Source organism: Dactylosporangium sp. NPDC005572, from assembly GCF_040605515.1.
Classification (GTDB): Bacteria; Actinomycetota; Actinomycetes; order Mycobacteriales; family Micromonosporaceae; genus Dactylosporangium.
On record NZ_JBEXCY010000015.1, the window covers coordinates 1 to 20,115 of the forward strand.

The following is a 20,115-nucleotide window of genomic DNA, read 5'->3' on the forward strand; positions in this document are numbered from 1 at the left end:
CGGCGCTGCTCGCCCGCGACCGCGGCGGCCCCGCGCTGGCCTTCCAGCTGCTCTCGCAGCCGGTCCTCGACGACCGCCTCGGCACCGCGTCGATGCGCGCGGGCGCGGACGCCGCCGTGTTCAACCGCTCCGACGCGGCGACCTGCTGGTCCCACTATCTGCGCGGTCTGGACGGCGCTCCGGTACCGGTGTACGCCGCGCCGCTGCGGGCCACCGACCTGAGCGGCGTCGCCCCCGCGTACGTCCTCGCCGCCGGCCTGGACTGCCTGCGCGACGAGGCGGTCGCGTACGCCCTGGCCATGCAGCGCGACGGCGTCCCGGTCGAGCTGCACGTCGTCCCCGGCGTGCCGCACGGCTTCGGCGCGGTGGCGCCCAGGGCCCGGGTGAGCCGGGCCGCCGTCGCCGAGTACGTGTCCGTGCTGCGCGCCGCACTGCACCGAGGGGAGCCGACGTGATCGAGCCGAACAACTGGGGCCGCTGGGGTCCGGACGACGAGCGCGGCACCCTGAACCTGCTGACCCCGGAGGTGGTGCTGGCGGCGACGCGCAGCGTCCGTCAGGGCCGGGTGGTGAGCCTGGCGCTGCCGATCCGCGGCTCGACGTCAAGCCCGGCCCGCCTGGGCGTGCCCCACCTCCCGGGCCGCCCGCTGCCGCAGCACTTCATGTCGGTGGACGGCGGCGACTACGCGGCCGGCACCCGCCCGATCGGCCCCGGCCTGTGCGTCTGCGACGACGCGCTGGTGGTCTCCCCGCACGGCACGACGACGCACCTGGACGCCCTGTGCCACATGTGGACGGGCGACCAGCTCTACAACGGCCACGCCGCGTCCCGCGTCCGCAGCTACGGCGCGACCCGCTGCGGTATCGACAAGGCGGGCGGCATCGTCACCCGCGGCGTCTTCCTGGACGTGGCCGCCCGCCTCGGCGTGCCCCACCTGGACGGCGGCTTCCGCATCGGCGCCGACCACCTCGAAGCGTGCGGCGCGCAGCTCCGCCCGGGCGACGCGGTGGTCATCCGCACCGGCTGGCCACTGGTCCACGAGTCGGACCCGTCCAGCTACGCCCACCCGCAGCCCGGCCTGTCCTACGAGGCCGGCCTGTGGCTGGCCGAGCGCGACGTGGCCCTGGTGGCCATGGACAACGCCGCGATCGCGGCCCTGGACGACCACGGCCGCTGCACGGAGCCCCTGGAGGAGGACCTGCACCTGCTGTTCCTCTGGCGCCACGGCATCCACCTGCTGGAGATGCTCTGGCTGGAGGAGCTGCACGCGCTGGCCGCGACGGACTTCCTGTTCACGCTGGCCCCACTGACCATCGAGGGCGGCACGGCGAGCCCGGTCAACCCCCTCGCCGTCCTCTAGCCGACCGTACAGCGGATGCGTACCACCGGTCGCCGCCGATAGGTTGGCCGGATGCAGATCTCGGTCGATGATCGTGAGCGCCTCGACGATCTCTGGTCGCTGCAGGAGTGGCTCGGCCACGAGCCCGACCTCGCCGGCGCCGTCCGCCTGACCACGGCCCGCCCGGAGGGCCACGAGCTCGGCGCCGCGGACGTGCTCAGCGTGGCCGTCGGGAGCGGCGGGGCGATCGCGGTGCTCGCCGCGTCGCTGCGCGCCTGGTTCGCGCAGCCGCGCCGCTCGGACGTCAAGCTCACCCTCTCCCGCGGCGACACCCGGATCGAACTGGACGCCAAGCGGGTCGCCGACGTGGCGGAGGTGATCCGCGCGCTCAGCGAGCTCGAGAACGGCGGCGACCGCGGTGTCCCTGCCTGACCCGCGACGCTCCCGGGCGGTGCTGATCGGCACCAGCCGGTACGCGCACGACGACCTGCCGGACCAGCCCGTCGTGCGCAACAACCTCACCGACCTCGCCGCGGTCCTGACCGACCCCGAGTTCGGCGTGCTTCCGGCCGAGCACTGCATGGTGGTCCACGACGAGACCAACCTGACCTTCATCGGCCGGCAACTGCGGTCGGCGGCGAGCGCCGCGACCGACCTGCTGCTGGTCTACTACGCCGGCCACGGCTGCCTGCACCCGCGACTGCACACCCTCCACCTGGCGCTGCCCGAGACGGACCCCGACGACCTCGGCTTCAGCGCCGTCGCCATCGACGTGCTGAAGGACTCGATCGCCCGCAGCCCCGCCCGGAGCAAAGTGCTGATCATCGACTCGTGCTTCTCGGGCCGTGCTTTCACCGGTCACCTGGCCAGCACCGCAGACCGCGTCCGGGCACAGATCGCGGTGCGGGGCACCTACACGTTCGCGTCAGCGGCCGGCAACACCGCTGCGGTGGTCATGCCTGGCGAGCGGCACACGGCGTTCACCGGCCGCCTGCTGCGGCTGCTGCGCCACGGCGTGCCCGACGGTCCGGCCGAGCTTGATCTTGAACTGCTCTACGGTCGCATCGACCAGCTGATGCTGGCCGAGTCCCTGCCCCGTCCGGAGCGGTTCGTCGTCGGTGACATCGGGCGGCTGGTACTGGCCGGCAACCGCGCCTACGTGCCCGAACCCCCGCCGGGCAGCGACGCCGAGCGACCGGACGTGGGCCTGCGGTGGGCGGTGTTCACCAGAGCGCCCGGGACCATGTCGGACTACGGTGTGGTCGCGTCCGGCGCCGACCTGCCCGGCGACCTCGCGGCCACGATCCGGGACCACCTCGGCGGGGTGCCCGACCCCGGCGCGTTCGGCCAGGCCGGCGCGCTGCCGTGGATCAGTTTCAGCGGCTGCACCGCGGTCGACGGCGAGCCGCTGCTGGCGGTGGCGGTGACGACGGCGTCCGACGCCCGCGACGGCCTCGGCCGGGTGATCACGGCGACCCGGTTCTACGCCCTGCCGTGGCAGACGGCCGCCGACACCGGCCTGACCTGGACCGGCCTGTACCGCACGATCCGCGACATCCGCTTCGCCGACGTCGACGCGGCGCCCGCGGAGCTGGACGCGCACGACCGGGTCGCGGTCCCGCTGCACCGGATGGCGCCGCCGGTCCTGTCCGAGTCCGACCTGTCGAGGTGGGCGACGGTCGCGGCGGCGATCGTCGACGGCCGGTCCGTCGTGATCGTGGTCGACGCACTGGACCCGCCGTCCGTCGACGAGCGACTCCGGCTGCTCGACGCGATCGGTGCGCTGATGCCGTACGGCTCCCGGGCCCGCCTCCGCGCCGGCACCTGGGCCGACCATCGGGCCCAGCACCGCCTGCAGCTCCACTTCGGCCTGCGGGCCGGGCCCGGCCAGATCGCGGTGGCCTGGCATGACGACGAGTTCGAGATCCCCGTCGGCCCCCGGGGACGCATGCACCTGGACCGGCTCCGGGCGATGCGCGCCGCGGGCGCCACGGCGGCCGACCTCGTCGCCGAGCTGGCCGGGCAGCGCGAGTTCCGCGACGTCGCCCTCCCGGTGGCGCAACCGGCACCGCCGCCTCAGGACGAAGCGCACGACGAAGCGCACGACGAAGCGCCGCCCGTCGCACCGTCGTTGTCGCTGGCAGCCGACCCCGGTCCGTCGGCGCCCTCCCATCGTCGGACGGCCGTGACGCCGGGGGAGACCGCGGCACTCGTCGCGGACGTGACGCTGGCGTCGATCCGCAACGGCTTCGCCGCCGCCCTGCTGGCGGCGGTGGGCCTGCTGGTCTTCTCGTTCGGCATCGGCTCGGCCAGCGGCACCGCGGTGCTCACCGGACTCGGGCTGCTCGCCGGCGCGGTGCTGATGACCGTCGTCGTCAACGCCGTCAAGCGGGCCCGGGCCCGACGACGGTTCGTGGCCGGCACCGCGTTCGTGATGGACGTGACCCCGCAGCCCACGGTTGACGCGGTGTTCGCTCGCTGTCAGCTCCAGTTGGTGGTCAACGCACCCGGAGTCGCCGCGGTCGCCGTTCGCGTGCGGGACCCACGGGTGCCCGTCGACAGGTGGCCCGAGGTGGGTGCGCAACTCCCGGTCCTTGTACGGCAGGGTGACCCGCGGAGGGTCCTGGTCATGTGGGATCGCGTGCAGACCCACGACGAGGCCGCCGCCTCCTGACGGTTGAACGACGAGCGTCTATTGACAGGAACCCTTACAGCTTCGTAGCGTGAGAGCGCTCTCGCGGACCTGCCCTCCTCGTCCGCAGGGCTTGCTCTCGCGTGCCGGAGAGCGATTTCTGGGCCCGGGTCCGCCAGCCCGCGCCCGTCCGCCAACGACCTCGAAAGTGAGGTGCCCCCGTCATGCATCGTCTTCGCAGGGTGCTCCGCCGGGTCGCGGCGCTTGTCGTCGCGATACCCGCCGCCCTGGTCGTCGCCGGCACGCCGGCGCAGGCCATCGGGCCCAACCCGCTACCCGTCACCGTCACCAACAGCACCGGCCGCGGGGAAGCGGTCTTCCTCTACGTCATCGGCATCAACCTGGCCACCGGGCGGCTCGGCTACGTCAACTCCGCGGGCACCTTCATCGCCTGGAGCGGCGGCGCCATCCCGCCCGCGCCGGCTCCCGACGTCTCGATCGCCGGGCCCGGCAACGGCGGCAGCACGACGATCCGGTTCCCGCGCGGGTTCTCCGGCCGGGTGTACTTCTCGTTCGGAGAGCGGATCAAGTTCTTCCTGACGCCCGACGGCCTGGTCCAGCCGGCGCCGTGGGCGGCCGGCGACGCCAACCAGAACATCCTGTTCGACTGGAGCGAGTTCACCTACAACGACGCCGGCCTGTGGCTCAACAGCTCGCAGGTCGACATGTTCGCGATCCCGCACGCCGTCACCGTGACCGGCGCGAACGGCGTCACGAAGCGGACCGGCGACGTCGTCGCCAACGGGCGCACGAACGTCATCAACTCCATCAAGGCGCAGTCCGGGTGGGCGAACACCGTCGACACCCGGGCCGACGGCACCGTCCTGCGGGTGCTCGCGCCGGGCAAGGCGGCCGGCGCCGGCCGGTTCAGCGCCACCTACCTCGACTCGTACATCACGAGCGCCTGGAACGCCTACACGACCAAGACCCTGACCGTGGTGCCGTTCGCCGACCAGCCGAACACGCGGTACTTCGGACGCACCAGCGGCAACGTCATGACCTTCACCAACTCGTCGGGCGCGGTGGTGGCCCAGTTCAACAAGCCCTCCAGCGCCAACGTGTGGGGGTGCGACGGCAACCTGGCCGCGCCCAACGACCTCGTCGTCGGGCCGATCTCCCGCACCCTCTGCGCCGCGCTCAACCGGGGCACGCTGGGCACCATCGACACCCAGCCGAGCCTGAACGCGGCCGACTTCTACAAGAGCAACCCGACCAACCAGTACGCGAAGATCATCCACGCGAACATGACCGACGGGAAGGCGTACGCGTTCGCGTTCGACGACGTGGGCGCGTTCGAGTCGCTGGTCAACGACGGTGACCCGCGCTCGGCATCGATCATCCTCAGCCCGTTCACGGGCGGCGGCGGTGGCGGCGGCGGTGGCGGCCAGCCGGGCGCGAAGGCCCTGGTCAACGCCAACGGTCCATGCCTGGACGTGCGCTCCAGTGGTACCGCGAACGGCACGCCCGTGCAGATCTACACCTGCAACGGCACCGGGGCCCAGCAGTGGACCTACGTCGAGGCCGGCAGCACGCTGCGGGCGCTCGGCAAGTGCCTCGACATCCCGAACGGCGCCACGGCGAACGGCACGAAGCTGCAGCTGTGGGACTGCAACGCCACCGGCGCGCAGGTGTTCGTCAAACGGGCCGACGGCTCGTTCTACAACCCGCAGGCCAACCGCTGCCTCGACGTCCCGAGCGGCTCGACGACGCCGGGCACCCAGGTGCAGATCTGGGACTGCAACGGCAGCAACGCCCAGCGCTGGACCCTGCTGACGTAGCCACCACCGCCGCGGCTCACAACCGCGGGTCCGGCGGCACCGGCCCGCCACGCCGGTGCCGCCGGACATAGGTGTACCCCTCGGGCAGCGCCCGCTCGACGACCTCGAAGGTGCGGACCGCCTGCCGGTGCAGTTCGACCTGCTCCGCCGACGCCTGCGCACCCGGCTGCAGCCGCCGGACGAACCCGGCCACCAGGTGGGAGCGCCGAGGCCCGGCGGGTAGGCCCGGGTCCGGGAGCTGCGTGGACGCGCTGGTCTCGAGCCGTGGCAGGTACTGCAGCAGCGGCGTGCGGAGGTGCCCCGGCCGGGCCGGAAGCCAGGGCCGGCCGTACGCGTCGGTGCCGCCGTCGACCCGGCGCACCCGGCCGTCCCGGAGCAGTTCGTCGATCGCCCGCCCCACGCCGGCCAGCCGCCGCTGCGGCATGCCGAGGCGGGCACAGTCACGGATCAGGGCGTCCTCGGCGAGCGTCGCGCTGCCGTCGATCGCCAGGTACCCGACCGTCCGCAGCGTCCGCAGCACCCAGCCGGTCACCGGAAGCTCCTGGCCGGCGCCCGGCGCGCCGTCCCGGGTCACCACCCGGACGTCATAGCGATGCTGGTAGACCACGTCGTCGACCCGCTCCGGCTGCGGCAGCCGGGCGGTCTGCGCGGTGACGACGTCGGTGTCGGTGCGCCACTTGAACGTCACGAGGACGCCGGGCCGAAGGTCCGGTGGCCAGACCACGCCGGTCAGCTCCAGCTCGCCGCCGCGGCGGCGGCGCAGCGTCACGTCGTGCGCCGGCGGACGCGCGGTGTCGCCCTGGTGCTCGACGCGCAGCCGCAGCCGCCGGCCGGGCTGGATCGGCACCGGCATTCCGGCCGGGACGGAGCACCATCCGCCGTCGAGGTGGACGCTGCGCACCGCCGTCTGCCAGACGACAACCGGGTGGCCGAGCGCGTCACGGCGGCTGTTGCCGAGCAGCCAGGCGTGGTCGTCGTCCTCGGCCGGAGCGGTCAGCCGCGGGCCGGCGCCGCGGATGAGGTCCTGCGCGATCCGGTCGGCCAGCGCCTGAACCTGCTTCCCGCCGCCCTTGCCGCCACCGGCCCGCAACGCCAGCTGGGCGAGGTCGGCGGCGGCGCTCGCACCCCGGTGCGGCTCGGGGCAGCCGTCAGCCCTGACGCTCACCTGCCGGCGGTGGGCCGGGAGCTGCGCGAGCATGGCGGTCGCCCGCTCCGGCAGCGTGACGCCGGCCGGTGGTGCGCCGGTGTCGAGCACCGCCTGGACCACAGCGACGGCTGCAGTGTCGCGGCACGTCACGTGTACCCACGTGCCGCCGTCGGCGAGATCCAGCGCCGCCCGGCAGATGACCTGGACCGCGCCGTCAAGCTCGCCGGCGACGGCGTCGGTGCCTGTCCGCAGCTCGCCGTCGGCGGTGACCCAGGCGAAGCCGGACACCCGCCCGCCCGAGGCGGTCCGGGACTCGGCGGCCACCAGCGCGTGGGCCCGGCCGGCCGGAAGCCGATCCACGGTCGCCGCGCACGCGAACGGCTCCTCCTGCAAGGACGAGGACGGGGGTGAGGGCGAGGCCTTGGGCGCGGTCCGGGCCTGCGCCGGTGCCACGGTGCCGGTCGCGCCGACCGTGGCCGCGATCCGGTCGACGCAGTGCCGGCACCGCACCGGCGTCTTCGCGTGCGGGCAGGTCGCCCGGTGCGCCGCGCATGCCGCCGTGACCATGCGGGCCAGCACCGGATCGTCGTCGGCCAGCGCCTGGAAGGCCTCGTTGCCGCAGTCGGCGCGCAGCTGCTCCATCGGCAACTGGTGGCCGAACCGCATGAACTGTATCCGCAGCTCGTCGGCGGCGATCGTCGCCGCGGTGGACGCGGCGGCGGCGCGGGCGTGCGCCACGGCGGCGGAGGCCAGGCGCCTGCGCTGCGCTGCCGTCCGGGCCTCGGGCCGGGTCTCGGTCACCTCCCGCTCGACGTCGCGGAGCGTACGCCGCAGCCAGGCAGACACGCTGCCGATGGCGGTGTTCCACCGTTCGGCTACCGCCGCATGTGACAGGCCCGGACGCTGGGCCGTGCCGGCGGCGTCGGCGGCGACCGCGATGCGGAACGCGTCGTCGTCGAGCTGGCGCAGGTGGCGGACCTCCACCGTGAGCAACTGCTCTCCGACGCGCTGCCCGGCGTCGAGCGTCGCGAGCCAGGACCAGTACCGCTGCACCGGGACGTCGAGCGCGTCCGCGGGCAGGCCGCGCCGCTGCAGCGCGGCGCGCAGCCGCTCGTCGAACGGCGCACGCGCGACGTGTCGCAGCACCCTGGCGGCGAGATGATCGGGCGCCTCGCGCGGACGGAGCGCTTGCCGCTCCTGCCGCTGGCGCAGGACGCCGAGCCGGAGCCGAACCGCCCGGCGCTGGGCCGCGGCCCACTGCGCCACGCGGTGCAACCCGTCCACGTCGCTGGTGCCGAACAGCGCCGCCGCCCTGAGTTCCCCGGCGACGACCAGCTCGAGGTACCGCAGCCCCACGATCATCGCCTCGGGCCGGTCGGCGAGCGTCCCGGGCGCCGGCTGCGAGCCCTCGGCGTGGGCCCGCAGCAGCCCGCCGACGGCCTCGGTGTCATGGTGATACGGCTCGCCGGCCGGCCGCGCAGCGGCGAAGCACGGATCGCACACGAGCATCAGCCAGTTGCCGCCAGCGGCATTGACCCGGTTCGAGTCGACCTCGCGGCCGCACCGCCAGCAGGTGTACTCGAGGGACCGCGTCAGCAGGTGCCGATGCCACGGCTCCGGCGCCGGGAAGCTGGTCTTGACGCGATGTCCGGCAGGCATGGCGAACGACACCGATGGATCGTAAAGCAGCAGGCCAGACCGGTCGCCCGGCCGACCGGACAACCTTGGAAGCCCGGTGAGTCGGCCCGGACAACCGGCGAACTTCGAACGTTCGGGTGAGATATACCGCGTAACGGGCCGGATAGTGTCAGGGCCGTGACGTGGGCGGCCCGGCTCTACGTGCTGGCCACGGCCGCTGTTGCCGCCGTGGGCACGGCCTGGACCGTCGTGGGTGTCGGCACTGAGGCATTCGCATACGTCTTCGTCCCGGTCGGTGGGGCCTTCGCGACCGCCGCGGTCCATCACCTGCTCCGCCGGGGCACCCTCGACCCCGTCGCCCGCCGGTTCTGGCGGGCGCTGCTCGTCGCGTTCGGGGCGATGACCGTGGGCTACGGCTGGCTGGCGGCCGACATGCTCACGCACGCGGCCCAGGCCCGCACCCGCAGCATGCCGGTGCCGGCCGCGGCGTGTGTGGCCATCGGGTTCGGCATCGCCATCTGGGCGGTCGCCCGGGTGCCGGTCGTCCCGGCCGAGCGGACCGACCGCCGGCGCATCGTGCTCGACCGCGTCATCGCCTTCCTCGGCTGCTCGGCGGTCCTGTGGTACCTCGGGCTGGCCCCGATGCTGTCGGCCCGCGAGCCGTGGAGCCGGCAGGCGATGGTGCTGGTCGGGCTGGCCTTCCTGGTCGCCGTCGGCGCCGCGACCAAGGTGTCCTACGTGGCCGGCGGCCCGGTCGACCGGGTGGCGCTGCGCTGCGTCGCCGCCGCCGGTGGCATCACCGCCGGGCTGGTCGCCGTGCTCGGGGTCTGGTTCGGCTACGACGCCGGCGTGCCCACCGCGGCCGTCGTGATGCCGCTCGCCCCGGTGCTGGCCACGATCGGCGTCGCGGCGCAGTGGCGCGGCAGCCGCGACCCGGCCCGCGCCGGCGAGCTGCTGCCCTACCTGGCCGTGGCGGCGGCCGACGTGCCGCTGCTCGCGATCGCGTTCGGTGCACCGCCGCGCTGGCCGGGCCGGGTGGCCGTGATCGCGGCCGTGGTGGTCACCGCCCTCGTCACCCTGCGGCAGTTCATCGCGTACCGGGAGAACGCCCGGCTGCTGGCCAACACGCGCCGGCAGGAGGAGCGCCTGCAGTACGAGGTGAGCCACGACGGCCTCACCGGGCTGGCCAACCGGGCGCTGTTCCGCGAACGGCTCGCGACCGCCCTCGCCGGAAGCGGCCGGGCCGCGGTGCTGCTCGTCGACCTCGACGACTTCAAGGCCGTCAACGACCTGCTCGGCCACGGCGTCGGCGACCGGCTGCTCGTCTCGGTCGCGCAGCTGCTGCGGGCCGAGACCGGCGACGACGGCCTGCCGGTGCGGGTCGGCGGCGACGAGTTCGCCGTGCTGCTCACCGGCGACGCGGCCGACCCGGCGGAGCTGGCCGGCCGGCTGCTGGCCGCGCTCGGCCGGCCGATCAGCGAGCACCGCCTGCTGGTGCAGGCCAGCATCGGCATCGCGGTCGCCGGCCCGCACCGGCCCGGCGCCACCGTCGACTCGGTCCTGCGCGACGCCGACATCGCGATGTACACGGCCAAGCAGCGCGGCAAGGCGGGGTTCGTGCGGTACGAGGACGGCCTCGGTGAACCCGTCCTGGCCCACATGCAGCTCGGCGCCGAGCTGCGCCGGGCCCTCGACGACGGCGAGCTCGAGGTGATGTACCAGCCGATCCTGCGCCTCGACGACGGCCGGGTGGCCGGCGTGGAGGCGCTGGTCCGCTGGCAGCACCCGGCGCGCGGCGCCGTCCGCCCGGCCGAGTTCATCCCGGCGGCCGAGCAGACCGGCCTCATCGTGCCGCTGGGCCGGTTCGTGCTGCGCGAGGCCTGCCGCCAGGCGGCCGCGTGGGCGGCCGAGTTCGGGCCGGACGCGCTGCCCGAGACCGGGGTGAACGTGTCGGCGCGGCAGCTGCACGACCCCGACTTCGTCGCCGACGTCGCCGCCGCGCTCGCCGACAGCGGGCTGCCCTGCGAGCGGCTGGTGCTGGAGGTGACCGAGTCGGCGGTCCTGCGCGGCCAGCAGGTCTCCCGGACGCTGTACGAGCTCGACCGCCTGGGCATCCGCCTGGCCCTGGACGACTTCGGTACCGGCGAGTCGTCGCTGAGCCTGCTGCGGTCGTTCCCGGCCGCGATCGTCAAGCTGGATAAGTCGTTCGTCGACGGCATCGAGATCGACGACGGCCGCCCGGCCGCCGCCGACGCCCGGCGGGCGGTGGCCCGCGCGGTCATCCAGCTCGCCCACGCGCTCGGGCTGGAGACCGTCGCCGAGGGCGTGGAGAGCCCGGAGCAGGCGGCCGTGCTCCGGGAGCTCGGCTACACGCTGGGCCAGGGGTACCACCTGGCCCAGCCGATGACCGCGGAGGAGGTCTCGCGCCTCCTACACGATCGGGTAGCCGCCCCCGCCGTGGGCCTCGTCGAGGGCGTCGTAGTCGGGAGTGAAGCCGCGTCTCGGTAGCGAGTCGGCGAAGACGACGTGGCTCGGCTTTTTGTACGAGGCGATCTGCTCGCGCACGTGGGCGACGACGTCCTCGGCGGTGAGTGCCGGGTCGGTCGCGACCACGATGGCCTTCACGGTCTGGCCCCACCGCTCGTCGGGCACGCCGATGACGGCGGCCTCCCTGATGCCGGGATGCGTGGCGAGCGCGCGCTCCACCTCGGCCGGGTAGACGTTCTCGCCGCCCGACTTGATCATGCGCAGCTTCGGACCGATGAACGTGATCGTGCCGTCGGTCTCGCGGCGGGCGAGATCGCCGGTGTGGTGCCAGCCGCCGGCCTGCTTCGCCGCGTTGAGCTCGGGGCGGTTCCAGTACCCGCTGAACATGATCGGGCCGCGGGCGACCATCTCGCCGACCTCACCGGCCGGCAGCTCGGCGCCCCCGGCATCGACGATGCGGACCTGCGCGAACGGCGACGGGCGGCCGTGCGAGCCGAGCGCGCCGAGGCCCAGGCCGGTGAACGTGAGCATCCCGGCCACCTCGGACTGGCCGTAGCCGCCGAGGGCGCGGCCCCACGGGCTCTCGTCGACGGTGATCATCGCGTTCCAGGCGTCGCTGCCGGCGCTGAAGTGCAGGCTCGACAGGTCGTGCCGGGACTTGCCGTCCTCGCCGGTGTTCGCCTCGACCAACTGGTCGAGCATCGGGCCGTAGAGGAACGCCGACGTGCAGCGCTCCTGCTCGACGAGCCGGCAGACCTCGGCCGGCACGAACCCCGGCGTGAACACGTTCGTGCCGCCCAGGTGGAGCGTGGCGAGGCAGAACATCATCGTGCCGACGTGGAACAGCGGGCCGGAGTTGAGGTACGTGAACCCGGGTTCGATCTGGCGGATCCAGCCGATCGACACGCTGTGGGTGAGCAGCGCGGTGTGCGACAGCAGCGCGGCGCTCGGCCGGCCGTCGAAGGCGGCGGTGTAGAGGGCGAGCACCGGCAGGTCCGGGTCGACCGGCCGCTCGTCGTCGTTGCCGTCCACGGCACCGAGCCACTGTTCGTAGTCGTCGCCGTCCTCGATCCACCGCGCGTCCGGCGCCGCGTCCCGGGACTCGCGGGCCGCGTCGCCCAGCGCCGACTGCCAGACGACGGCACGCGGGTCCAGGTCGCGCAGCACGAACCGCAGCTCGTCGGCCGACTGCCGGGCGTTGGCGGGGCAGAGCACGGCGCCGAGCTTGGCGCAGCCGAGCAGCAGCTCGAGGACCCGGACCGAGGTCTGCCCGAGCCACAGCACCCGGTCGCCGGCCTCGACGCCGGCCGCGGCGAGCGCGTTGGCGACCCGGTTGGCGCGGTCGTCGAGCTCCACATAGGACAGCCGCTCGGCGCCGTCCACCGCCGCGGTCACCCCGGGTCGGCTGCGGCGGTGCTCGCGCGCCAGGTCGCCCAGCGTGAGCCGGTGGAGCGTATTCATGTGTGCCTCCTAGTAGGCGCCCTGTGGCGCGAAGATCCGCCGCGGGTTGTCGACCATCATCGTGTGGATCTGCTCCTCGGTGACCCCGCGGGCGCGCAGCGCCGGCAGGACGTCCTGGGAGATGTGCAGCATGTGGTAGTTGGGGAACATCTGGCGCTGCTTGACGGCGTCGATGCGGTCGCTGAAGCAGAACGCGTCGTGGGAGAGCACCATCCGGTCGGCGTGGCCCCGCTCGCACAGCGTCGCGACCGTGGCCACCCGGGTCTCGAACGGGCAGATGCTGTCGATGCCGAAGCGGTCCATGCCGAGGTACGAGCCGGCGGCGATGAGCTCTTCGAGGTACGCGATGTCGGTGGAGTCGCCGGCGTGGCCGATGACGACCCGGGTCAGGTCGACGCCCTCCTCGGCGAAGATGCGCTGCTGGTCGAGGCCGCGCCGGGTGCTCGACTCGGTGTGGGTCGAGATCGGCGCGCCGGTCTCCCGGTGGGCCTGGGCGACCGCCCGCAGCACGCGCTCGACGCCGGGGGTCACGCCCTGGTGGTCGGTGGCGCACTTGAGGATCCCGGCGCGCACGCCGGTGCGGCCGATGCCCTCGGTGATGTCGCGGACGAAGAACTCCACCATGCGGTCCGCGCCGCCGAAGATGGTGCCGGGGCCGCGATGGGCGAAGTACCCGGGCAGGGTGTCGTAGGTGTATACGCCCGTCGCGACGATGATGTTGACGTCGGTCAGCTCGGCGACCCGCTGGACGGCGGGCACGAACCGGCCGAGGCCGATGACCGTGAGGTCGACGATCGTGTCGATGCCGGCCCGCTTGAGCGCGTTGAGCTTGTCCGCGGCCTCCTGGGCCCGGGACAGCTCGTCCCAGCCCTCGGGGATGTCGGGCCAGTTCCACAGGATCTCGGGGGAGAGGCCGAAGACGTGCTCGTGCATGAGCGTCGTGCCCAGCGTCTCGGCCGGCACGGGCCCCTTGACGGTCGGGACGGCGCTCATGCCCGCGCGACGATCGGGAAGTCGGGGTGGTCGAACACCTCGTTGATCCTCAGGCCGAGGTCGTCGGTCTGCTTGAACGGCGAGCCGGTGTAGAGCGTGCCGGCGTCGAAGTAGGTCCAGGCGAACGACAGTCGCGGGCTGGTGTGGACGTTGGGGGCGGCGCCGTGGACGGTCAGCGCGGTGTGGATGGTCGCGTCGCCCGGCTTGAGGTGCAGCGGCGGCGACAGTTCGAGGTCGCCGAGCCACGGGTGCTGCTCGACCGCGGCGTCGCCGTCGCGGACGAACGAGCGCCCGAGCGGGCCGTAGCGGTGCGAGCGGTCGTAGAAGCGCAGCGAGCCCATGTCGGCCGGAGTGTCGACCAGGGCCATCCAGACCGTGAGCATGACGGCCCGGTCCATCGGGAACCAGGGGAAGTCCTGGTGGAACTGGGTGGCGCCGTGGGTGCCGCCGGCGGGCTCCTTGATGAGCAGGTTGTTGATCTGGAGCCGGACCTGCGGCGTGCCGGGCATGAGCCGGGCCGCGTTGTCGGCCATCACGGGCGAGAACACCGGCTGGGCGAAGTCGGTGTCGACCTCGGCGAGGCCGCGGTTCTGCCCGAAGGCCTGGGCCACGGCGGAGACGGAGACCGCGCCGCTGGGCCGGTGCAGCTCGTGCGCCTTGGCGGCGAGGCGCTCGATCAGGTCGCCGGAGACGAGCGCCGGTGCGTACAGCCAGCCGTGCTCGGTGTAAAACTCGACCTCTTCGTCACTGAGGCGGCGGACCGGGTCGGTCATGACGTCCTCCTTCGATTATGTTTACAATGCGACACGTAAATAAGAGCAACGGAAGGAGCGGCATGTCAAGGGAGCGGGGCCGTCCGCGGGTGGCGACGACCGACACCGAGGTGCTGCAGGCGACGCGCGAATTGCTGGTCGAGGTCGGGTACGAACGGCTGAGCTACGAGCTGGTGGCGCAGCGGGCCGGCGTCACCCGGCCGACGATCTACCGGCGCTGGCCGTCGAAGGCGCTGCTGGTGTACGACGCGGCGTTCCCGGCCGACGACATCAGGCCGATCAGTGACAGCGGCGACTTCCGCCGCGACGTGCTGCGACTGGTCGAGGCGGCGGTGCGCTCCTACTCGCGGCCGGAGACCCGGGCCGCGCTGCCTGGCCTGCTCCCGCTGTTCTCGCCCGGCTCGGAGCTTCGTGAGCACGCGCGCGACCCGCTGGAGGCGGCGGCCCGCGGCCAGTTCCGTGCTGTGGTCTCGGGCGCCGTCGCGCGCGGCGAGACGCCGGCGTCGACCGACCCGGACCTGCTCTTCGACGTGCTGGTCGGCGCGGTCGTGTTTCACCTGGTCTTCCGCGGCGGCGACCGGCCCGACCTCGCGGCGGCGATCGTTGATCTGGTCCTCGGTGTTGACGGAAATCAACATTGAGGCGTCAACATCGTCAATGTTGATTCTGCGGAGGTTGACGAAAATCAACATGGCCTGACCGTCAGGTCCCGGCGAGGGCCTTGACGACCGGCAGGAAGTCGTCGAGGTCGCGGTCGTTGTGCAGGACGAAGTAGTTCAGGCCGTGCTCGTCGCGCCAGTAGCGCAGCTTGTCGATGCGCTCCTCGACGCTGCCCAGCAGCACCTGCGGCGTCTCGGCCTGCGGGCCGACGTTGGCCGCGCTCCACTCGCCGAGGCGGCTCGCCGCGCCGATCTGCTGCACGCTCGTGCCGACGTCGAGCCTGGCCCACCGCTCGCCGGCCGCCTCGCGGACCAGGTCGATCTTGCGGACGAACGCGGCCACCCCGGCGTCGGCCTCGGACGGCGCGGTGCCGTCGGCGCGCACCTGGACGGCCAGGTTGATCGCGTCGGCCTCGCGGGCGGCCAGTCGCAGCATCGCCGGACCGCCGCCGCCGAGCAGGATCCGCGGGTACGGGCGCTGCTTCGGCAGCGGCTCCATGGCCAGCTCGTCGATGAGGTAGTGCTCGCCGGTGTACGAGAACGGGCCGCCGCTCCACAGTCCCTTGAGGACGGTCAGCGCCTCGGCCAGGCGGGCCACCCGCACGGCCGGCGGGTCGAACGTGAGCCCCGCCTTGTCGTACTCCATCCGCATCCAGCCGGTGCCGATGCCCAGTTCGAGCCGGCCCTCGGAGAGCAGGTCGACGGTGGCCGCCTCCTTGGCCAGGGCCACCGGGTGCCGGTAGTCGTTGGACAGCACCATCGTGCCCAGCCGCAGCCGGGTGGTGGCGCACGCGGCGGCGGTCAGCGCCGGCATCGGGGCGAAGCGCGGGCCGACGAAGTGGTCGGGGACGAAGAGGATGTCGAAGCCCGAGTCCTCCAGCATGCGGGCCTTCTCGGCCCAGGCCTTGGCCGAGTCGGCGAGCCGGACGACGGCCCCGAACCTGAACTCCCGGCGGGTCATGGGTTCCTGCCTTCCATCGCGTGGACGCCGGTCCACCGCTTGACCGCGGCGATCGCGGTCGCGGCGGCGTCGAGCGTGCCGTAGAGGGGGACGCCGGCGGCGACGGCGGCGGCACCGATGCGGTCGGCCGCGTCGCCGGGGGCGGTGTCGAGGTTGCGGGCGGCGACGGTCACCCGCGCCGCGCCGGTCAGCTCGGGCAGCCGGCCGAGCAGGTCGACCAGCGGGGCGAGGTCGCCGGTGCCGTAGCTGAAGTAGCTCTGCACGTTGACGTGCAGGAGCACGTCCGGATAGGACTGCCCGGCCAGGACGGGGCCGAGCACGCGGGCCGCCAGGTCCGGCGGGGAGGCCGGCCCGATCGGCACCTCGACCGGGTTGGCCACGCTCGTTCCCGCGCCGAACCCGTTGTCGCGCAACGCCTGCCGGGTCGCCTCGACGATCGGGGCGAGGGTCAGGCCGGCCCGGTCGCACGCGTCGGTCGCCAGCACCGAGGCGCCGCCGCCGGGGCCCACCACCAGCACGTCGGAGCCCGCCACGGCGGGGCGGTGCGCGTACACCTGGAGCATCCGCAGCACGCCCAGGAAGTCCTCCAGCGTGGACACCCGGATCGCCCCGGTGCCGGCGGCGATCGCGTCCCACAGCCGGTCGTCGCCGGCGAGCGAGCCGGTGTGCGAGGCGACCGCGTCGGCGCCCTGGCGGCTCAGGCCGCCGGGCAGGAGCACGACCGGCTTGCGGCTGCGGCGCAACGCCCGCACCAGCCGGGCGCCGTCGCGGGGGCCCTCCAGGTAGCAGCCGACGACCCCGGTCTCGGGGTCGTCGACCAGCCATTCCAGCAGCTCGCCCGCGGCGACGTCGATCCCGTTGCCGAGGCTCACCACCCGGGCGAAGCGGATCCCGCGCCGGCCGCCGGCGGTGGTGATGTCGCCGGCCAGGCCGCCGCTCTGCGACAGGACGCTGACCGGCCCGGGCTCCAGGCTCTGCCCGAACGTGAAGACCTGGCGGCCGCGGGGCGCGTACGTGCCGAGGCAGTTGGGCCCGAGCAGCCGGGTCTTCGCCGAGCGCAGCGCGCCGAGCAGCTCCCGCTCCCGGTCGGCACCGCCGGCCCCGGTCTCGCCGAAGCCGCCGCTGACCACCTGCACGAACCGCGCCGCACCGGCGGTGCCGGCGACGAGTGCCGGGGCCTGCGCGGCGGGGACGGTGACGAGCAGGTAGTCGACGCCGCCGGGGATGTCGGCGACCGAGGGCACCGCCGGCACCCCGTCGATCCGGTCGGCGCTCGGGTGGATCGCGAACAGGGTGCCATCCGTCCACCCCGCGGCCCGGTACGCCTGGAGGAACCGGTTCCCGAACCCCTGTTTGGTCGCCGAGGCCCCGGCCACCGCCACGGCGCGCGGCGAGAAGAGCGGCGTGAAGTCGGTACCGGCAGGCTCAGGCGGGGAAGGTTCCGAGCTGTCTCGAAGGAGCAGGCGCGCGTCCAACGCGACGGCACCCGACGGGCCGAGGGCGACCGGGTTGCATTCGAACTCGGCGAGCCGTTCGCCGAAGTGGTCGAGCAAGGGTCCGGACACCGCGACGAGCAGGGCGGCCAGGGCAGCGCGGTCCAGGGGCGGGCCGCCGCGGACGCCGTCGAGCAGGGCCGCCGCCGGGAAGGCGGCGATCATCTCCTCGGCGCCGGCCGGTGTGAGCGGGGCGAGGCGGGTGACGGTGCGGTCGATGACCTCGGCGAGGGTGCCGCCGAGGCCGAGCAGGACCAGGTGGCCGAACGGCGGCCGGTGCACGACGCCGACGATGAGCTCCAGGCCGATCGGCAGCTGCTCCTCGACGAGGAAGCCGGCGAGGGAGGGGATCCGCTCGCGCATGCGGGCCGCGGCGGCGGCGACGGTGGTGGCGTCGTGGCCCAGCTCGACGGCGCCGATGTCGGACTTGTGCACGATGTCGGGGCCGAACGCCTTGAGCACCAGCGGTGGGGTGAGGCCGGCGGGGTCGGTGCCGACGGTGCCCTTGGGAACCTGCACGCCTAAGCGGCGCAGGAAGTCCTTGACCTCGGGCTCCGGCACTACGACGGTCATGGGGCAGCCTCCCAGCTCAGCAGCGTCAGGCCCGGCTCGATGTCGTCGAAACACAGCCGCACGGCCGATCCCGTCCGGGGTTCGCCGGTGCCGGTCCAGCCGCCGGGCAGCAGCAGATCGGGCTGGTCGGCCAGGCGCACGAGGACGGTGACGTTCGGCAGCGGCACGCCGGGCGCGAAGGGCCGGTGGCTGCGGATCCAGCTCGCGACCGTGCCGTTGCCGGCGCTGGGCCGCCAGGTCCAGTCGAAGCCGCCACAGCGGGCGCACATCGCGCGCGGCGGCCAGCGCAGGTCGCCGCAGCCGGCGCAGCGCTGCAGCAGCAGCTCATGCCGGGCGACCGCCGCCCACCACTCGGCGGAGTCACGATCGGTCCGCGGCTGCCGCCAGCTCGGCGCCGGCCGCCCGGAACCAGCCGCCGCGCTCGTAGCGGGCTGCTCGGGAGTGAGCGCCGCGCTCGTCGCGGGCTGTTCGGGAGTGAGCGCGGCGCTCGTTGCGGGCTGTTTGGGGATGAGCGCCGCGTTCGCCGCGGGCTGTTCGGGAGTGAGTGCCGCGTTCGCCGCGGGCTGTTCGGGCGTGAGCGCGGCGCTCATTGCGGGCCGCCCAGGATCAGGGCCGACGTGACGCCGCCGACGTAGCCGGGCTGGGCGCTCACCAGGGCGGTGCGGGCGCCGGCCACCTGGCGCTCGCCGGCGTCGCCGCGGAGCTGGTCGACGGCCTCGGCGACGTGGTTCAGGCCGTGCACGTACCCCTCGGAGAGGTGGCCGCCGTGGGTGTTGACCGGCAACGCGCCGCCGAGGGCAGTCTCGCCGGCCAGGATGAACTCGGCCGCGCCGCCCGGCGGGCAGAAGCCGTAGTCCTCCAGTTGCAACGGCACGAGCGGGGTGAACGCGTCGTACAGCTCGGCGACGTCGATGTCCGACGGGGTCAGCCCGGCCGCGCGGAACAGCCGCGGCGCCATCAGGGCGGCGGCGCTCGGGGCCAGCGTCGAGCGGCCGGTCGAGTACAGCGTGTCGCCCCCACCGGTCGCGAACGCGCGAATGTGCACGGACGGCCGAGCCAGGTCCCGGGCGCGCGCGGCCGACGTGAGGACCACCGCGACCGCGGCGTCCGTCTCCAGGCAGCAGTCCAGCAGCCGCAGCGGCTCGACCACCCACGGGGACGCGAGATAGTCGTCCAGCGACAGGGGAGTGCGCAGCATCGCCCGCGGGTTGCGGGCAGCGTGCGAGCGCTGGGTCACCGACACCGTGCCGAGCACGCGCTCGTCGAGGGCGCCGCCGTCGAGCAGTTCGCGGGCGAGCATCGCGAACTGCTGCGGCGGTGCCAGGTAGCCGTAGGGCACCTGGTACTGGAACTCGGCGAGCGGCGGCGCGTCGCGGCCGGAGCCGCCCATCCGGAACTCCGAGCGGGCGTTGATCGCCCGCCAGCACACGATGACCGACGCCTGCCCGGTGGCGATGGCCGCGGCGGCGTAGCCGACCACCGTCGCCGACAGCCCGCCGCCGCCCGACTGGTTGAGCAGGAACGCCACGTCGCGGATGCCGAGCGCCGACGCCACCACCGGTGCCGGGGCGGAGTCGCCGACGCTGTGCGTCGCGACCCCGTCCACGTCCCGGACCTGCAGGCCGGCGTCGTCGAGCGCGGCGCGGATCGCCCGCAGCGCGAGCGTGAGCGTGCTGACGCCGGAGTTCTTCGACAGCTCGGTCCGCCCGACGCCCGCGATGGCGACCGTCGTCATGCGGACGCGTAGAGGACGAACGGGTTCCCGGCCGGGTCGTGCAGGACGGCCCGTACCTCGTGGGGACCACGCGACGGGCCGCTCACCAGCGAGGCGCCGAGCGCCGTGAGCCGCGCCACGGATGAAGCCACGTCGGTCACCTTGAACGAGGCCATCGGTGTCGTACCGAGCGCCTCGTCGCCGGCCGCGAGCGCGAACGTGACCCCGCCGCCGTCCAGCGCCGCGAACCGCTCGCCGTCGGCGAACTTGACGGCAAGGCCGAGCCCGTCGCGGTAGAACGCGACCGAGCTGTTCAAATCGCCGGTGGGGTAGAGAATGTTGCCAACACGGGCCTGACCTGGCTGCATGTCGCGCTCCTGGCGGTACCGAATGCGCTCAATGTTGAC

General features: G+C 73.8%; 16 protein-coding genes. 7 read left to right on the forward strand and 9 right to left on the reverse strand.

Annotated elements, in window-relative coordinates; all coding sequences use genetic code 11:
- The 5 genes from ABZS66_RS10785 to ABZS66_RS10805 form a co-directional block, all read left to right on the forward strand.
- The coding region (locus ABZS66_RS10785) for an alpha/beta hydrolase fold domain-containing protein (RefSeq protein ID WP_354756883.1) at positions 1-455 on the forward strand (455 nt) is incomplete at its 5' end.
- Positions 452-1,360 (forward strand): cyclase family protein, encoded by a 909-nt coding sequence (locus tag ABZS66_RS10790; RefSeq protein ID WP_354756884.1) that lies wholly within the window; start codon positions 452-454, stop codon positions 1,358-1,360. The genes ABZS66_RS10785 and ABZS66_RS10790, both read left to right, overlap by 4 nt.
- 51 nt (positions 1,361-1,411) lie before the next feature.
- Positions 1,412-1,771, forward strand: coding sequence for a hypothetical protein (locus ABZS66_RS10795; protein ID WP_354756885.1), 360 nt, complete (start codon positions 1,412-1,414; stop codon positions 1,769-1,771).
- A gap of 19 nt (positions 1,772-1,790) precedes the next feature.
- Positions 1,791-4,013, forward strand: coding sequence for a caspase family protein (locus ABZS66_RS10800; RefSeq protein WP_354756886.1), 2,223 nt, complete (start codon positions 1,791-1,793; stop codon positions 4,011-4,013).
- A gap of 182 nt (positions 4,014-4,195) precedes the next feature.
- The gene (locus tag ABZS66_RS10805; RefSeq protein WP_354756887.1) at positions 4,196-5,809 is read left to right on the forward strand and encodes a beta-1,3-glucanase family protein; all 1,614 of its coding nucleotides are present in this window, start codon (positions 4,196-4,198) and stop codon (positions 5,807-5,809) included.
- Between the two features lie 16 nt (positions 5,810-5,825).
- Here ABZS66_RS10805 and ABZS66_RS10810 read toward each other — a convergent pair whose 3' ends face one another.
- On the reverse strand, positions 5,826-8,627 hold the full coding sequence (locus ABZS66_RS10810) for a hypothetical protein (protein WP_354756888.1): 2,802 nt from the start codon (positions 8,625-8,627) through the stop codon (positions 5,826-5,828).
- Between the two features lie 144 nt (positions 8,628-8,771).
- Here ABZS66_RS10810 and ABZS66_RS10815 point away from each other — a divergent pair, with 144 nt between their 5' ends.
- Positions 8,772-11,102 (forward strand): EAL domain-containing protein, encoded by a 2,331-nt coding sequence (locus ABZS66_RS10815; RefSeq protein WP_354756889.1) that lies wholly within the window; start codon positions 8,772-8,774, stop codon positions 11,100-11,102.
- On the opposite strand, the gene ABZS66_RS10820 is transcribed toward ABZS66_RS10815, so the two are convergent.
- From ABZS66_RS10820 to ABZS66_RS10830, 3 genes are read right to left on the reverse strand one after another with little or no spacing between them, the layout of a single operon-like run.
- Entirely contained in the window at positions 11,025-12,542 is a 1,518-nt protein-coding gene (locus ABZS66_RS10820) for an AMP-binding protein (protein ID WP_354756890.1), read from the reverse strand. The two genes, ABZS66_RS10815 and ABZS66_RS10820, sit on opposite strands and share 78 nt — an antisense overlap.
- 9 nt (positions 12,543-12,551) lie before the next feature.
- Positions 12,552-13,535 carry a phosphotriesterase-related protein gene (locus tag ABZS66_RS10825; RefSeq protein ID WP_354756891.1) on the reverse strand — a complete coding sequence of 328 codons (984 nt, stop codon included), beginning with the start codon at positions 13,533-13,535 and terminating at the stop codon, positions 12,552-12,554.
- Positions 13,532-14,308 carry a phytanoyl-CoA dioxygenase family protein gene (locus ABZS66_RS10830; protein WP_354756892.1) on the reverse strand — a complete coding sequence of 259 codons (777 nt, stop codon included), beginning with the start codon at positions 14,306-14,308 and terminating at the stop codon, positions 13,532-13,534. The genes ABZS66_RS10825 and ABZS66_RS10830 overlap by 4 nt, the downstream gene beginning before the upstream one ends.
- A gap of 62 nt (positions 14,309-14,370) precedes the next feature.
- On the opposite strand from ABZS66_RS10830, the gene ABZS66_RS10835 reads away from it, so the two are divergent.
- Positions 14,371-14,949: a TetR/AcrR family transcriptional regulator gene (locus tag ABZS66_RS10835; protein ID WP_354756893.1), complete on the forward strand. Its 579-nt coding sequence runs from the start codon at positions 14,371-14,373 to the stop codon at positions 14,947-14,949.
- A 61-nt stretch (positions 14,950-15,010) separates the two neighbouring features.
- Here the strand turns inward: ABZS66_RS10835 and ABZS66_RS10840 are convergent, their stop codons facing one another.
- Genes ABZS66_RS10840 through ABZS66_RS10860 form a run of 5 tightly spaced genes read right to left on the reverse strand, consistent with a single transcriptional unit; the run spans position 15,011 to position 20,076 of the window.
- Complete coding sequence (locus tag ABZS66_RS10840) at positions 15,011-15,928, reverse strand: TIGR03621 family F420-dependent LLM class oxidoreductase (protein ID WP_354756894.1); 918 nt, start codon at positions 15,926-15,928, stop codon at positions 15,011-15,013.
- Positions 15,925-17,994 carry an acetate--CoA ligase family protein gene (locus tag ABZS66_RS10845; RefSeq protein WP_354756895.1) on the reverse strand — a complete coding sequence of 690 codons (2,070 nt, stop codon included), beginning with the start codon at positions 17,992-17,994 and terminating at the stop codon, positions 15,925-15,927. The genes ABZS66_RS10840 and ABZS66_RS10845 overlap by 4 nt, the downstream gene beginning before the upstream one ends.
- Positions 17,991-18,584 (reverse strand): zinc ribbon domain-containing protein, encoded by a 594-nt coding sequence (locus tag ABZS66_RS10850; protein WP_354756896.1) that lies wholly within the window; start codon positions 18,582-18,584, stop codon positions 17,991-17,993. The genes ABZS66_RS10845 and ABZS66_RS10850 overlap by 4 nt, the downstream gene beginning before the upstream one ends.
- Positions 18,581-19,729: a lipid-transfer protein gene (locus ABZS66_RS10855; protein ID WP_354756897.1), complete on the reverse strand. Its 1,149-nt coding sequence runs from the start codon at positions 19,727-19,729 to the stop codon at positions 18,581-18,583. The genes ABZS66_RS10850 and ABZS66_RS10855 overlap by 4 nt, the downstream gene beginning before the upstream one ends.
- Positions 19,726-20,076 (reverse strand): VOC family protein, encoded by a 351-nt coding sequence (locus tag ABZS66_RS10860; RefSeq protein ID WP_354756898.1) that lies wholly within the window; start codon positions 20,074-20,076, stop codon positions 19,726-19,728. Before ABZS66_RS10860 ends, ABZS66_RS10855 begins: the two co-directional genes overlap by 4 nt.
- Positions 20,077-20,115: the final 39 nt, after the last annotated feature.